Consider the following 16,453-nt stretch of genomic DNA (forward strand, 5'->3'; position numbering starts at 1 on the left):
AGAATTAAATCTCAATGCTTACTCAGATGTAAAATCTCGCAAAGACACAAAGTCGCAAAGCCATAATAACCCATTAACTTAATTTCTTAATTTTTGAACTCTAAACTTTGAACCCACAGCCAACAACATACCGAAGCAATGGAAAACTACTACTCACAGCAGAATATGCTGTTTTAGATGGCGCCAAAGCTTTGGCTATTCCTACTAAATATGGACAAAGCTTAGTGGTTAAAACGAATACAGACCATGATATTAATTGGCAGAGTTATGACGAATTAGGTAAGATATGGTTTGAATGTTGTATTTCTTTTAATGAGCTTGACACAACGGGAAAAAAAAGTGAGACTCCGAATACTATTAAAGACCGGTTATTAGAAATTTTAATGGCCACTCGAAGCTTGAATCCTGAATTTTTAGGGTCTAATCAAGGTTATGATATTACAACGCATCAAGATTTTAATCGTCATTGGGGTTTGGGCACGTCATCTACCCTAATTAATAATATAGCCAATTGGGCAAATGTTGATGCGTACCAATTACTTCAAAAAACATTTGGTGGTTCTGGTTATGATATTGCTTGTGCTCAAAATAACACTCCAATTACATTTCAATTACAATCAGAGACCAATCCGTTAGTAGTATCTGTTAATTTTAAACCTGAATTTAAACACCAACTCTATTTTGTATATCTCAATCAGAAACAAAATAGTAGAGATGGGATTTCGGCTTACAAACGATTAGGCAAAATTGATTCAGATAGCATCGCAAAGATTAACTCCATTACTGAAGACATTATTACATGTACTTCACTTTCAGAATTTGAAAGTTTAATAGACACTCATGAAACTTTGATTTCAAATCTAATTGAACAAGACCCGATAAAAACACGATTGTTTTCAGATTTTGAAGGCACCGTAAAAAGTCTTGGTGCTTGGGGAGGAGATTTTGTGTTGGTTACTTCAGAACTAAACCCAACGTCTTATTTTAAAGCTAAAGGTTTTGATACTGTTATTCCTTATGTGGATATGGTTTTGGCTTAATTAGTGATACCTATACCAATTTCCTAACCACATAAAACAATAATATCCTTGCTTAACTTATTTGATTCTATCCTACTGTAAAGTTGCCGAAACAAGGTCAGCATAAAAAAATGGCTTCACATTTCTGCAAAGCCATTTCAATTATTCTAATTAATTACTATTAGGTTTTAGTAAACCGTTTTAGCTCTATTATCTTCTATTTCTGCTCCATTTTCTAAGGCAGTATAAACTTTAGATTGCACTGAGTTTCTACGTTCAGCATTTAATCTGTTAACGATAGCTCCATAGTTATCTAACTTAGTAGCTTCATTAATTTTAGTAACTTCTATAACATACACACCTTTTTCACCATCAATTGGCTTAGACGTTGCGCCTTGTGCTAATCCAAATGCTGCACCTACAACTTTAGGCTCTACACCTGCACCAGATAAGGTTGTGTTTTTAATGGTAAGTGCTGCTGCAGTTCTAGGACTCTGCCCTTGATTTTTAGCAACATCAGCAACTGTGGTTCCTGTAATTTTTTCACGAATTAACTTCGCTTTCTTTTCTTTTCTAATTTCTGGTAATGCTGTAATTGAACCATCTTCAGTACTCATTAATCCTTCTTCTCTTACCTCTACAACTTTAGCCACTATAAAACCGAAGTTAGATATCGCAAAGTTCTTGTAGTCTCCAGCTTCTGTATCATCATCAAAAGCCCAACGCACCACTTCTCTTTGACTACCAAGTCCTGGGATATTTTCATCTAATGCTTTAAATGTTATTGGCTTCACTGTTAATTCACGCTCTTTAGCCAATGCATTAAAATCACCATCTTTTGCTGCTATTTCAAACTTAGACATTACGTTAAACACATCTTGAAGTGTTTGTTCAGATGGTTCAATTTTGGTAGCAACTGTAGCGACTTTAATGGCTTTATTAAAACTCTTTTGCTCTAATATTTCAATAATATGGTATCCAAAAGATGTTTGAACCACATCAATATCACCTTCTTTATTATCAAAAGCATACGCTTTAAATTCCGGTGCCATTCCCGCTAAATAGTCAAATTCAATTTCACCATCTTGCTCATTACTTACTTTATCAGAAGATAATTCCAATAAATCCATAAATTTAGTACCCGCTTTTATTTGTGCAAAAATGCTATCTGCAGTAACTTTTGCTTCTTCTGGTGTTTTGGTTACAGAAGCATCTGCTCTTTGCCCACCTACAAAAGGAACTAATATATGACGCACTTTTACTGAGTCTGGTAATTGCTTAGTTGCAATAACTTTAGACAACTTGTAATACTCACCATCTTTATAAGGACCATAATAACTATCTACACCTAATTTCATTAACGTGTCCTTTGCGACAGCTGGCAACTGACCTGCTCTTAGAAAAGTGTCGTTATATTTTATAGCTGAATTTGAATTCACGAATTCTTCAACGTCAGTAGCAGAATCAAACCCTGGAATTATTTCTGTATTCTTACTGTTATCGTTATACTCTGATCTATCAGATTTTAAAGCTAATAAATCAGCCTTTATTTGATCTTCATCAGATTTAGAAGCTTCCTCTTTAAATTCAACATAAACAACCTCTCTTGTAGCATCAGTCTTATACGTGTCTTCATGATTTTTCATGTAAGCCGTAATTTCGCTTTTAGAAACAGTAACTAAACTATCTGCAATAGTTGTATAAGGTACTTGCACATATTTAATATCTACTGTTTTAGAATCACCTAAATAATCTTCTTCAGCTTCAGAAATTGTTGTTCCTATACCTGCTTTAATCAAATTATAATACGTTTGCTGAATAGCGTTAGCCGCTATGGTTTGCTCATTGTTTGTCCAACTTTCATAGTTTACTAAGAAGTTTCCTAAAGGAGCCGTTTCACCATTTAATTCTTTTAAGTTCGCAATAAAGGCATTTAAACGATTAACATCAAAGTTACCATTGGCATCTTGAAATTCTGGGTATGAAGAAAAGCTAGTCTTCAATAAATCTCTCATTTCGTCTTTTTCAACAGACAATCCTAATTCATCAAATTCTGATTGTAATACAATTTTACGAACCTCTTGATTGTAAATTGCATTCATAGATTGCGTAGATGTTTGTGCTCCACCAGCTCTATCTTGGTAATTTTTTACTTTTTGCTGAAACTCAATTCGGTTAATATCTGTACCATTTACAGTTGCAATCACATCTTGCGATCCACCTGTTAAGGCATCAGAATTCTTGAATAAATCTCCAATTACGAATGAAAATAACGCTAATGCAATTACTAATATTAATACCAGTGAGCGTTGTCTAATTTTATTTAAAACTGCCATAGTCTTTTTGTAATGTCTTTAATTTGGTGTAAATAAGTCTGCGAAAATAGTATATTCTCTTAAATAATAAAAGGAGAAGTGTAGTTTTTATAGGAGTTGTAAGTTTTATTCAAAATTTCATTGAAAACGACGTAAAGAGCTTCATCATAATGTTTAAAAATAGGCCCCTCATTCTAAATTTTCAAACTAAAAAAAACCGCTAATCAGCATCAAGTACCTTTAGGATGACTTCATCAATTTTTGTAGAAGACACTTCTTTAATCGTAAACTTAAAATTTTCGATTTGCACATCATCATTCTCTTGTGGAATGCCTTCTGTTGCGTGGACTATTAACCCCCCCAAGGTTTCATAATTTTCACTTTCGGGAAGATTCAACTTATAGGTCTCATTAATATAATCGACTTCTAATCGTGCTGTAAATCTATACGTATTATCACTGAGCTGTTCTTCTATTGTCTCAATTACATCATGTTCATCTTCAATTTCTCCGAATAATTCTTCGACGATATCTTCCACAGTCATAATTCCAGATGTTCCACCGTATTCATCGATAACGACAGCCATACTTCGTCGTTTTTTAATTAAAATATTAAGGACGTCGTTAACAAGAATTGTTTCTGGAACAAAACCAACTGGTAATATAATGGAATTAATATCTTTTGGCTTTTTAAACAACTCAAACGAGTGTACGTATCCTAAAATATCGTCGATATTATCTTTATAAACTATTATTTTAGTACGACCTGAATCTATAAAAAGTTGTCGTAAATTATCTAAAGATTCAGATATATCAACAGCTGTAATCTCAGTACGAGGTACCATAACCTCTCTTGCTTTTACTCCTGAAAATTCTAAAGCATTCTGAAAAATCTGAATTTCACTATCTACTTCATCATGATTTTCAACCGACTCCATTTGCTCCGTAATATAATTCCCCAATTCAACTTTAGTCATTGCTAAAACCATATCTTCTCCTTCTGCTCTAAAGATATGTTTTAAGACGGCATCTGAAATCCAAATTACAAAATCTGAGATCCAAGAAAATAACACATAAAATACATATGTTGGAAATGCTAACACCTTTAATAATGTATTGGCATAAATTTGAAAGAACACCTTAGGTAAAAATTCTGCCGTAATCAATATCACTAAAGTAGAAATTACAGTTTGCGTTAACAGTTGCAAATCAACAAGCAGATACGATAAAGCGGTGCTATCTAAAGGCAGTAAAGACTGGAACCAACGGACCAAAACATCACCCATTTTAAAACCATAGATTACTAATGCTATATTGTTTCCAATAAGCATGGTTGCTATGTATTTTGAAGGCTTGTCTGTAAGCTTGCTTAAAATTTTCCCTAAAAAATCTCCTTGCTTCTTCTCTAATTCAATATGTATTTTATTGGAAGAGACATAAGCGATTTCCATGCCAGAGAAAAAGGCTGAAAGTATAAGTGTACTAACGATAATGACTATATCAGAAGTCATAAATTACTTATTATTATGATCTTCAAATTTTTTACTGAACCGTTTTCTGAAGAAAAACATAAAAGTGGCTAAGGCTGCAAACACTAATGACATGTAGGCACCATTCCTATTCTCTGACCATTTTGTAATGGCATCGTATACAAAAAGTACTGCAAAAATAATATAAGCGTAATGAAAAATCTTCTGTATCTTCATCTGTTAAGTAATATAATTATGTGGCAAAGATAGTTAATTATCGAGTTCTATTTCACCTCCCATTTCCAACATCTTAAAGTTCTTAAATTCTTTATCCGAATCAAAACCTATACCGTGTAGTGGCCCAATAGCCCGCTTAAACAACCAAGGTTCGTTAGTAAACAGCCATTCCAACTTTTGATTGTAATATAATTGTTCCGTTAATAACGTGTCATTTTGATGAGTTGCTATTTGCACATTGCCTCGCAAATCAATTATATCCGTTTCTGAATAGACAATAGCGTAGTCAGACGTTATAGTTGTTTTGTTCTTTTTATCATCATAAACATAAAGCACCACTCCATTTGGAAATTCATTAAACGCAAAATTTCGATTAGAGTAATCTAGCATTTTAGGACTTAACAAGTTGGCAACTAACATTACAGTATCCGCTTTAAATTCGGTATATTTTAAATCAATATTCTCAGCTTCACCAATAGGTTGATTTTGCAGAATACCAACCTTTTGAACTTCGTTGAAGTCGTTATTACAAGAAAAAAACAAAGTCACAACAATTGCTGTGACTAGGTTTTTTATGATATGTGAATTATTTATTTTCAATTAATTCTTTGGTACCGTTACTGAACGTCCTATCCAACATCCAATTTGAATAACTTCACCTGCACATGTACAGTTAAATATTTCTGTTTTTGAAGGTGCTTTAGCTCTATAATTAGCTGCATATTGCGCTGCTCTTTGTTTTAAACGACCATCTACTCGTCCTGCCTTTTCAGCTTCAAGTGCTGCTAACCAAAATACAGCTCTTTTGTTAAAGTTAGTGTCTCCACAACTATTTGCACTATTTGCATACATACCTGCAATAGATAAATGTGGTGAGCCATCTGAAGGATTCAATTTTAAAGCTTCCATATAATATTGTCTCGCCTTTCCGTAACTTCCTTTAGATTTAAGTTCATTAGCCAAACCTTTATATAACTTCGCCTTTTTTAAAGGATCTGTTGATAAAGCAATAGTTTGATCTATATATTTTTGCTCACCTGTTAAGATATAAAGGTAGTAAGCCGTATCTGCATTTGGCTCAATAGTATTCTTTTGTTGAACTAATTTTAAGAATAACGGATCTTCCTTACATTCTTTAGCATACATTCTATTCATAGCACGTTGCAACCACTCTCCATTGTTCTTGTTCTCTTCAAAATCTTTTTGATATAATGGCACTAAGACTTCACAATTAGCTCTTTTACCTAGCTTTGTATCCATACTTCCAATAATCTTAGTTTCAAAAACCTCAATATTAGATTCATAGCTACTCTTTCTACTTAATTCTTTTTTAGTTAAAGTCCCACCGGCTTCTTCTTTCTCTGCATATTTGTTTAAATTAACAGTATAACCAGCAATTAACCCTTCAATAATTTCACTTACATCATCATACTTATCAAATAAATATTGTGCATCATCTGGAGTCTGAGCACCTGCATCATATATATCTACAGCAAGAGAAAAATAAGTATAAAGCCCAATTGCACTATCAAAATTTTCAACATCTTTAGTATAAGCTTCGTCAAACATATCATAAATTTGCTGATTGGTCTTACCTAACTCTTTTCTATACTTATAGGTTAAATTAGCTTTATCTTCTAAAATTTCACCAAGAGGATATCTTGATTCAAAATGCACTCTACTTTCATCATATAACGCTAATAAATCATTAATATGCGCTACTTGTTCCGCTCCCGTAGAGTTTTCTATTTTATGTTTTAAAATCTTCTCACCATGCACATAAATTGCTCTATTAAATTTAGGGCACTTTTCTCTAACAATTTTCCAAGGACCATAAGCATCATCGTATTTTTTGCTTTTCACGTAACTATCAAAGATTGATAGATTGTTCATGCATTCTTCTTGATTATCCTCTTGAGCAAATCCTAGGTTAACACTCATAATCAGTGTTAAAAATAGTATTGTAATTCTCGTCTTCATTTTAGTTAAATTTGTTAGTTATACTTTCTTTGTTCAAACCATCTAGAGTTTAAAGATAAACTTAAATTAAAATTTATAAAATTCTCTTGAATTAAGTTTTGATTAGTTGTTCCTCGTTTTCCAAATTCTAAGCCTAAATTCGCATTAGAGAAGATGCTGCGATTCCCAACTGGTAAACCTAGACCAAAAGATATGCCAAACTCATTAATTGATTCATCTTTTATAACTAAACCAGTATTTTCAAAATGCACTCCTGCTCTGTAAACGATACGATTATAGTAGCCTGAGAACGCATTGTAATCTGGAATATAGAACCCTCCAACAGCTATTTTTGATGAATTTTCAAACGAAGATATTTGATTTGAAAAAATTGGATTAGAAAAATCACTAGAGTTTTGAAACGTATATTCTGTTCCCACAAACCATGATTTTGGATCTCCTAAACCAATACCAAACGAGACCGTAGCTGGCAATGTTAATTTTGTATTTTTAAGATTTACCGCTTCGAGATCGAATTCGATAGTACTAGAGGTCGCCGTAGTTTCAAGCGTAGTTGCATCCACAGTTACGGTTGCATATTCTCTTTCATTATTAGAATTAAGCTTACTTCCTGGTGCAAAAGTTGCGGTTGCAGATAACTCTAACTTATCACTAACCATAGTTTTGTAATTCAACCCAAAATTTAAGTTTAAACCACTTAAATCAGATCTGTTATATTCTCGAGTTTGATATTGTACAATATCACCATCTGAAGTATATTGTACTTCGAGCGCATCATTTTGAATATTCCCAAAGTTATAATTAAAGTCCATACCAAAACTTAGCTTTTCTGTAATTTGATAACCAAATCCAGCAAAAACTCTATTTAAACCACCTTCTCCACCGTAACGATTTACAATATTACCGTCATCATTAATATCATCTAGTCCATATCCTACAGACGTAAATGGTAGTAATCCAAAGCCTACACCAAATTTACCAATAGGTACTGACACTGCTAAATAATCAAATATCGCACTACCTGCAGTTTCTTCTCCCGAATTGCTTTTTAACGTTGTACTGGTCATGGTTCCAGCAACCGTGAACTTCACAGGTCTACTTTCACCATTGAAGTATGGCCCTTCTAAAGGGTTCCCGGCATAAGATGCTGGGTTTTTTAAATTAAAATGAATACTATCTAAGTAAACACCAATTCCTCCCATACTTTGGTTCTCTACAGTACCTTTAAACTTAAGACTTCCAATGCCATAAAATGAATATGGAGAACTAGTACCTTGTTGTGCAAAAGCTGCAGAACCTATAATTGTAATACAGATTACAATAAATCGTTTTATCATTATTTTGAATTATATTCTAGAATGAAATTCAAACCGTCCAAAAGAAAATTTGAATTCGCAAATATGCTATTTTTTAATTGGTTTGACAAAAATTTGGCATCTCCTCCTGTTAAAATAACTGTTAAATCTAAGTTATCTTTTAAATATTGATCTATTATTCCGTCAATTTCTTTTATTGCACCATAAACCACACCAGAATGAATTGATGATTCTGTTGTGTCACCAATTACATTATCAGGCAGTTTAGTCTCCAACAAGGGAAGATTTGCGGTTAAATTATTTAAGGCTACGTACCGCAATCTTAATCCTGGTGATATAGCTCCTCCGCGATAATGATTCTCTTTAGTAACAAAATCATATGTTATACATGTACCAGCATCAATGATTAATGTGTTAGTATTTGGAAAATGATTAACTGAAGCACACACCAAAGCTATGCGATCTACACCTAAAGTCTTGGGTGTTTGATAATCATTTTTAAACGGAAAGTTTAAATCTGAACTCAACACTAAAGTGTTTAAATCATTTTTAATGAGCTCTACCTGCTCTTTAGTTAAGTGACCAACTGATGAAATGATGGCTTTTTTCAGTTTCGGAAAGTCTTTTTTAACAATTTTATACTGTTTTTCAAACGTATTAAGTTTAAAACTCAATTTATAAATTAAATCTGCGTTATTAAAAACCGCAAACTTAACATACGTATTCCCCACATCTACAATAAGATTCATAAGTATTTTTATATACTGCAAATTTATAAAATCAAATTTTATCAAATTCTTTTTGTGAATAATAAAAATGCTACTATATTTGCACCCGCTTAATTAAGCAATTGGTGCCTTAGCTCAGTTGGTAGAGCAAAGGACTGAAAATCCTTGTGTCCCTGGTTCGATTCCTGGAGGCACCACCATCAAAAACCCGATTCAGATGAATCGGGTTTTTTGGTTTTACAGTTTAATGCAAACTCCTCCTTTTAACATCACTACTGATTTTTGTCATAGTTTAAAATATATTAAGTCTATAAATTTACATTGCACAGCAAAACTTAAAAACATGTTAACCATACTATTACCAACAGATTTCTCTAAAAATTCTAAAAATGCTATTAAATATGCGTTAGAGTTTTTTAAATATCAGCAGGTCAAATTTATTGTGATGCATGCTTACAGAAATGAGTTTTACGACCATGATGAGTTGGTGTCTCGTGACGTTTTTGAAACCGTTTTAGACAAAGTAAAAACAGAGTCTCAAAATAATCTGGATAAATTACTAACTGAATTACAACAAATAGCACCAAACCCTAGATATACTTATCATAGTATTTCTGCTTATAATACGCTTGTAGAAGAAGCTAACGCTATAGCAGATGATCATAACATAGATTTAATTGTTATGGGTACTAAAGGAAAATCTAATGCTAGAAATATTGTGTTTGGAAGTCAAACCTTTCAAGTTTTAAAATATGTAGACTGTCCCGTTTTAGCTATTCCCGAAAATTATACCAATACGCAGCCAAAGAAAATTATATTTCCCACAAATTACCTCATGCCTTATAAACGACGTGAATTAAAATTACTATCCATTTTAGCTACATCATACCGAAGTGACATCGATGTTGTTTATATTAGTACCAGTCCAAAATTATCTATAAGACAAGAGGACAATCAATCATTTATAAAAGACACATTAGCTTCGAACAACGTCAGATTTACAGTTATAAACAGCAAAAATATTGAGAACACCATCACCAATTACATCAAAGACAATCAAATAAAAATGATTACTATGATAAACACGCAACATTCATTCTTAGAAGACATGCTTTTTCCATCTACACTAGACAAAGTGAGTCTAGGTTTGGAGATTCCCCTTTTAGCATTTCAGAATGCTACTCGGAAATAATTATAACACCACACTAAAAAACAGAGTAATCAATCAAAATACAAAAAGAAAATTATGTCAAAAAATATTCTTTTACCTACCGACTTTTCAGATAATGCCTTAAGTGCCGCTATATATGCTATTAAATTGTACGAAAAAGAGCCATGTACATTTCACTTATTGCATTCTTCTCGAATGAAAATTTCCCGAATGTCTAATATATCTAATAAGCTTATTCAAGTTTTGGCTGAAAATGCAAGACGAGAATTAGACCATTTGAAGGCAAAAGTGACGACGGATTATGCAAATGAGAATCATACATTCGAAGTTATATTAAGCACTAACGATTTACAAGATTCAATTGAAGCCATCGTAGAAAAAACTAAAATAGACCTAATAGTCATTGGCTCCAGAGGAGAAACAAAAGCAAATGATATAATTTTTGGAAATAATACCGTAAACGTCATTACACATGTAAAAAAATGTCCGGTTTTGGTGGTCCCAAATGATTATGACTTTGTTACACCAGAACGAATAGCGTTTCCTACAGATTTTAATCGTGTTTACGGAGATGAATTACAACCTTTAATACTGTTAGCAGAACTCAACAATTCTAATATTAAAGTAGTTCATATTAATACTGAAGATAAGCTCTCAGAAACTCAAAAAGAAAATTTAGACACACTTGAAGTCGCTTTAGAAAATCACAACCCTAGTTATCATTGGATGCCAAAATCTGATAGAAAAGCAAAAGCTATTCAAGATTTTAATGAAGAATTTCATATCAATATTTTAGTCATGGTGAATTACCAACATAGTTTTATTGAAAGTATAATTAAAGAACCTGTAATAAAGACCTTAGGGTTTCACCCTAACATTCCTTTTTTAGTTATACCACAAAAATGATATAAATCATTTAATATAAAGACGTCTTAATTTAATTTTGCACTTATAGGATAATACATATATTATGAGACAGCATATATTACTACCCACCGATTTCTCAGATAACGCCATGACTGCCATAAAGTACACACTAAAACTTTATGCCAATGAGCCTTGTACTTTTTACTTTTTACATACATGGTCTTTTGCAAACGAAACATCTAGAACATATATCACTTCAAAATTTATAGATATAAAAAAAGAAGAAGCTAAGCAGCATCTTATAGATTTAAAAGATAAAATAGCCTCAGAAAGCACTAATCCAGGGCACAAATTTGAAACTGTATACAGCACAGAGTCACTATTAAAAACGATTGAAAACACCATTAAAGAATTTAATATAAATTTAGTGGTAATGGGTACTAGAGGTGCCTCTGGTGCTAAAGAATTTATTTTTGGTAGCAACACAGTCAATATCATTATTAAGATAAGACTCTGTCCTGTCTTAGTTATACCAGACGGTTACGACTTTGTTAAGCCAGAAAAAATTGCTTTTCCTACAGATTTTAATAGATTTTACGGAGATGAATTACAGCCATTATTACAATTAACGCAATTGCATAATTCTAAAATAAGAGTGCTTCATATTAATGTAAAAGAGAATTTAAGTGAAAAGCAAAACTATAATTTAGCAATGCTAAAAGCCTACTTAGAAGATTGTCCTAGTTGCGTTGATTGGAAGCCAAATTTTGGAACTAAAGAACAAACTATCACTGATTATATTAATGATAATGATATTAATATTCTAGCAATGATAAATTATGAACACAGCTTTATTGAAAATTTCTTAAAAGAGCCGGTCATTCAAAAAATAGGATTTCATACCATAATTCCATTTTTGGTAATTCCTGAATTTAAATAATACTTATTTTTTATAACCATGTAATACTCTTATTTTTTTAAAATTTAAGCATCAAAAAACCCGATTCAAATGAGTCGGGTTTTTTATTATTTAAAATTTAGAATTTTACTTACTTCCAAAATCCTTCAATCTCTTCAAGTGTTTTACCTTTTGTCTCCGGAATAAACTTATAGGTAACGAAAACAATAATCAAAATAAAGGCTATAAAAATATAATAAGGTAGTGATCCATTCCATGGTGCACTATTATTAGTTTCACTACCCATTACAATAGGGAAGGATTGTGATACAACATAATTCGCAGCCCATTGAGCAGCCACTGCCACAGACATGGCAACACTTCGTATTTTGTTTGGGAACATCTCTGATAATAAAACCCATACTACTGGTCCCATAGATAAAGCGAAAGATGCTATAAATAATAATACTCCTATTAACGACAAAACGCCTACACTTTCTAGTTGTAATGTAATTCCTAAAAGCAAGAATCCAATAATCATTCCTGCAGATCCAATATAAAGCAGCGGTTTTCTACCAAATTTATCGACTGTGAACATGGCCACGAAAGTAAATACTAAATTTACAAAAGCTAATAAAATTTGTTGTGCAAGCACATCTTCTTTTCCAAAACCTAGCGCTTTTTCAAAAATATCTGCACCATAATACAATACAGCATTAATCCCTGTAAATTGTTGCAACATAGAAAGCACTGTACCAATAGCAACTATAACTAATATCGCTTTAGAAAAATAACTTACTTTAACACCGTCATTGGTTTCATTTAAAGATTCTTTAATTTGAACCATTTCTTTTGCAGCGACTTCATCTCCATTAATTTTCTGTAAAACAGCCAAAGCATCTGCATCTTTACCTTTTAAAGCCAACCATCTCGGACTTTTAGGAACAATAAATAACAAGATTAAAAATAGAATACTTGGCACTAATTCTGACCAAAACATCCGTCTCCATCCAAATTCGATATTCTCTTCAACACTTAAATCATTACCTATAAAATAGGTGGCTAAAAACACGACAAAAAAGCCAATGACAATAGCCAATTGGTAATAGGTCACCATACGTCCTCTAATGTTTGAAGGTGCGATTTCAGCTATGTACATGGGAGCATTCATAGATGCTACTCCAATTCCTAAACCACCAATAATTCTAAAAACAACTAGCATACTAACCGTTTGTGGGAACAATTCTGGTAAACCTGATCCATAAGCTGAAATGGTAAAGAAAATTGCGGAAATTATAAGTGACCATTTTCGACCTATTAAAATACTTAATGGTGCAGCTACAATTGCACCCACAAGACACCCTAAAAGTGCACTCCCTACAACCCATCCTTTTAAGGCATCACTTAAACCAAAATGTTCAGTAAGATAAAATTGCGCACCATTGATAACACCTGTATCATATCCAAAAAGCAAACCTCCTAAAGCGGAAACGGCTGCAATTAATAATAAGAAAACACCTTTTTTCATTTTTAAATTTATTTAATATTAGTTTAGAGTCTTTGTTTATTTTAGCATTTAAAAGCGCAATGTAATTAAAATTGGTAAATGGTCAGAGGGATAATGCAAATTCCAATTATCACTTAATACAGCGTATTTTGCCACGTCTATAGTTTCACTAACAAAAGCAAAATCTATACGTCTAGTCACAGGTCTGTTAAAATGAAAACCGTTAAACGTCCCTTCCGGACCAAAAGTAAGTTTTGCAATCTCTTTGGAATCTTTCAACTTCGATTTTATATATTTTACACTATCGTGATTAGGCTCCATATTAAAGTCACCTGTTAAAATTACCGGATATTCCTCCTGATTGAGTTGCTCAATTTTATTAATAATTAAGGTTGCACTATTTTTCCGAGCTAATTTACCTACATGATCAAAATGGGTATTGAATGTCCAGAATAGTTTGCCAGAAACCTTATCTTCAAATAACGCATAAGTACAAACTCTATTACAAACCGCATCCCAACCCATGGACACCTCCTCAGGCGTATCAGATAGCCAAAACGTACCCGACTTTATAATATTGAATTTATCTGTTTTGTAAAATAGTGCTGAATATTCACCAGCATCTTTTCCGTCATCACGACCAACTCCAACATAACTATAATCTACTAAAAGACTATCTATATCTTTCATTTGCTTTGGCATTGCTTCTTGAACTCCCAAAACATCAGGTTCATAAAACTTAAGTTGGTTGATAAAAAACGACTTTCTATTCGTCCAACTATTGTCTCCTTCCTTAGGATAATCTAACTTAATGTTATAGCTCATAACAGAAAAATCTTGAGCAAAACAAAGGCTAGAAAAAGCAAAACAGATTATCAATAGATACTTCATACTATAACGTTTATTCCACATATTTAACTACACTTTTTTTGACAACTCCATTTTCACAATATTCTGCGATATTACAAGTCTTGCAGCAATCGTGAAAGCATCTTCAACGCCAACAAATAACACTCACATTTCAGCCTTGAAAATAAAACATAAGTCCCTTTAAATACCAGCTATTCTTATAATTTCACTTTCGTTCGAATCCTAAAACCGAATAGAACGAAACCGCATAAATAAAGAGACCTATACCATAATGAATGACTATTGTGGCGTTATTTTCATTGCATTGATATAATAAAACAGAGTACTATTATCATTAGAATCTCCTGCCGAAACCTTTAAAACAATCTTACCATCTGCATCTGCTTGTACATTAGAAATACAAATTGTGTTTGTTGCATTATTTGCAGCATCTAAATTAGCCGATTGTTCAGTTGCGCCTACAAGAGTATATTTAGTATCTCTATTATCACTCACACCATTTCTTGAACCGAAGAAACAAAATGTATATGTATCATTAGATTCAAAACCTGTGAATTCTATCACACTTTCTTCTAATGCTGGATTTGAACCCCAATCTAAAGCATGAGAATAAAAATTAGATTGTGATACGGCATCAGACATATTTAAATCTGTTGTTGTAGAGCCGGCACCAGAGGTATTATTTATCCCTCTAAATCTTGCAGTTGTAGTAGCTGCAATACCGGTAAATCCACCATTTGGATATAAAATATTTGCTATTCCAGCCCCTTCTAAAAAGCTTGAGTATGCGTTCCATCCCTCAGGATTATCTGAGCTAGAGAAATTGATAAATACAGATTCAGAAATAATACCATTACCTCCTGCGGTTTCATAATCGGTTAAAACTGTAATTTCATTAGGACTTAATACGGCTTCGTGTGCTGCATGTTGTGCCAACTCTTTATAATAATCTAATATGCCTTCTGGCTCATACGTATTTCCAATTACAGATTCACCAAACACCATTTCATACCAAGTACATGATGCTGTGTATTGTCCTAAATCGTTTAAGTGATAGCCATCACGAGTAAAACCATCACCTAGAAAACTAGTTCTTCCATTTTGAATCGCAGTGGCTGCAGGGATCACCATATCTGTAGGGATTAGGTTTTCAGCTTGACTGTAAGCTTCTATAATTCCGTTGAACATTGTCATTTGATCATTATTATAACTTGCAAAACCAGAATGGGTTGAGTTTTGAGCATATGCCCACGTTTTATGTAAGATATATTTTGTACATGGATTAGGGTTTTGATTCTTTATATTGTTATATAACGTTGGAAGTGGATTTATAAATGTATCAAAAAGTCCAGATTCATAACTCGCTTGTTGAAAACTGATATAATCCCAATTTTCGTCCGCTACAGCGTCAGAAATCGAAACACTTGAAGTGACCGTACGAGTGCCGTCTAAAGCAATTTTTCTGTAACTATAACTGCTAGAATTACTTGTTGCATTTGAAGCATGTGTATCTAAATTTGCAGAACCGATATACATATTACCAACAACAACTTGCTTACCTTCTGCATTGGCTAGCCCCCAAAAATAAGCTTCCAAGGCATCTTCTGAAAAACTATTACCAATAGCCAAGATTTTTATAATACCATCACTTTCATCATCAATTAGAATCTCAACAGAAGATGAAACTTCACCATCATCGGAATTTAAACTCAAGGTTACTGTACCTTCTGAGATTGTTTGAACTGTTATCGCATAAGTCAAAGGATTTACTGTAAAATCAACCAAGGCAGCAGGTTCTGCCGACCAAGTATAGCTCCTAGCTGGAAAAATAACGCTATCAAACTCTGGTGTTATCGAATATTCGCAACCTGACATCAACGTTATACCATCTGGCAATATAGCTTCAGATTCTACATTTAAGGTATCCTCGCTTCCTAAAGGTGTAATATCATCCTCTTTAGTACAAGAATTTAAATTGATTAATAAGAGCATACAAAAACTAATTTGCAGCAACTTCATAAATTTGTTGGTGGTTCGATTTTTCATAATTATAGTTATTTAGTTAATATTTAGTTTT

Annotated in this window: 14 protein-coding genes and 1 tRNA gene; 5 read left to right on the top strand and 10 right to left on the bottom strand. The window is 32.8% G+C overall.

The window, feature by feature from the left end:
- The first annotated feature begins 107 nt into the window (after positions 1–107).
- Positions 108–1,040: a GYDIA family GHMP kinase gene (locus tag KO515_RS05310; protein WP_215935332.1), complete on the top strand. Its 933-nt coding sequence runs from the start codon at positions 108–110 to the stop codon at positions 1,038–1,040.
- A 167-nt stretch (positions 1,041–1,207) separates the two neighbouring features.
- Here KO515_RS05310 and KO515_RS05315 read toward each other — a convergent pair whose 3' ends face one another.
- From KO515_RS05315 to KO515_RS05345, 7 genes are all read right to left on the bottom strand, one after another.
- Positions 1,208–3,355, bottom strand: a complete 2,148-nt coding sequence (locus tag KO515_RS05315; protein WP_215935333.1) for a peptidylprolyl isomerase — start codon at positions 3,353–3,355, stop codon at positions 1,208–1,210.
- 199 nt (positions 3,356–3,554) lie between these two features.
- Entirely contained in the window at positions 3,555–4,844 is a 1,290-nt protein-coding gene (locus KO515_RS05320) for a hemolysin family protein (protein WP_215935334.1), read from the bottom strand.
- Positions 4,845–4,847: 3 nt separating this feature from the next.
- Positions 4,848–5,039 (bottom strand): hypothetical protein, encoded by a 192-nt coding sequence (locus KO515_RS05325; RefSeq protein WP_215935335.1) that lies wholly within the window; start codon positions 5,037–5,039, stop codon positions 4,848–4,850.
- A 33-nt stretch (positions 5,040–5,072) separates the two neighbouring features.
- Positions 5,073–5,639, bottom strand: a complete 567-nt coding sequence (lptC, locus tag KO515_RS05330) for an LPS export ABC transporter periplasmic protein LptC (protein ID WP_215935336.1) — start codon at positions 5,637–5,639, stop codon at positions 5,073–5,075.
- Entirely contained in the window at positions 5,640–6,980 is a 1,341-nt protein-coding gene (locus KO515_RS05335) for a tetratricopeptide repeat protein (RefSeq protein ID WP_252723783.1), read from the bottom strand. It lies immediately after the preceding gene.
- A 53-nt stretch (positions 6,981–7,033) separates the two neighbouring features.
- Positions 7,034–8,356: a hypothetical protein gene (locus KO515_RS05340; RefSeq protein ID WP_215935338.1), complete on the bottom strand. Its 1,323-nt coding sequence runs from the start codon at positions 8,354–8,356 to the stop codon at positions 7,034–7,036.
- Complete coding sequence (locus KO515_RS05345; protein WP_215935339.1) at positions 8,356–9,084, bottom strand: type III pantothenate kinase; 729 nt, start codon at positions 9,082–9,084, stop codon at positions 8,356–8,358. The genes KO515_RS05340 and KO515_RS05345 overlap by 1 nt, the downstream gene beginning before the upstream one ends.
- Positions 9,085–9,187: 103 nt before the next feature.
- On the opposite strand from KO515_RS05345, the gene KO515_RS05350 reads away from it, so the two are divergent.
- From KO515_RS05350 to KO515_RS05365, 4 genes are all read left to right on the top strand, one after another.
- Positions 9,188–9,263, top strand: a tRNA-Phe gene (locus tag KO515_RS05350).
- Positions 9,264–9,406: 143 nt separating this feature from the next.
- Positions 9,407–10,255 (top strand): universal stress protein, encoded by an 849-nt coding sequence (locus tag KO515_RS05355; RefSeq protein ID WP_215935340.1) that lies wholly within the window; start codon positions 9,407–9,409, stop codon positions 10,253–10,255.
- 54 nt (positions 10,256–10,309) lie between these two features.
- The gene (locus KO515_RS05360) at positions 10,310–11,140 is read left to right on the top strand and encodes a universal stress protein (RefSeq protein WP_215935341.1); all 831 of its coding nucleotides are present in this window, start codon (positions 10,310–10,312) and stop codon (positions 11,138–11,140) included.
- 64 nt (positions 11,141–11,204) lie between these two features.
- Positions 11,205–12,041 (top strand): universal stress protein, encoded by an 837-nt coding sequence (locus KO515_RS05365; protein WP_215935342.1) that lies wholly within the window; start codon positions 11,205–11,207, stop codon positions 12,039–12,041.
- A gap of 109 nt (positions 12,042–12,150) precedes the next feature.
- On the opposite strand, the gene KO515_RS05370 is transcribed toward KO515_RS05365, so the two are convergent.
- The 3 genes from KO515_RS05370 to KO515_RS05380 form a co-directional block, all read right to left on the bottom strand.
- Positions 12,151–13,527: a sugar porter family MFS transporter gene (locus KO515_RS05370; protein WP_215935343.1), complete on the bottom strand. Its 1,377-nt coding sequence runs from the start codon at positions 13,525–13,527 to the stop codon at positions 12,151–12,153.
- Between the two features lie 48 nt (positions 13,528–13,575).
- The gene (locus KO515_RS05375; protein ID WP_252723784.1) at positions 13,576–14,331 is read right to left on the bottom strand and encodes an endonuclease/exonuclease/phosphatase family protein; all 756 of its coding nucleotides are present in this window, start codon (positions 14,329–14,331) and stop codon (positions 13,576–13,578) included.
- A gap of 324 nt (positions 14,332–14,655) precedes the next feature.
- Entirely contained in the window at positions 14,656–16,422 is a 1,767-nt protein-coding gene (locus KO515_RS05380) for a DUF4886 domain-containing protein (protein ID WP_215935345.1), read from the bottom strand.
- Positions 16,423–16,453 lie beyond the last annotated feature (31 nt).

Source organism: Winogradskyella psychrotolerans, from assembly GCF_018860545.1.
In the GTDB taxonomy this organism is placed as follows: domain Bacteria; phylum Bacteroidota; class Bacteroidia; order Flavobacteriales; family Flavobacteriaceae; genus Winogradskyella; species Winogradskyella psychrotolerans_A.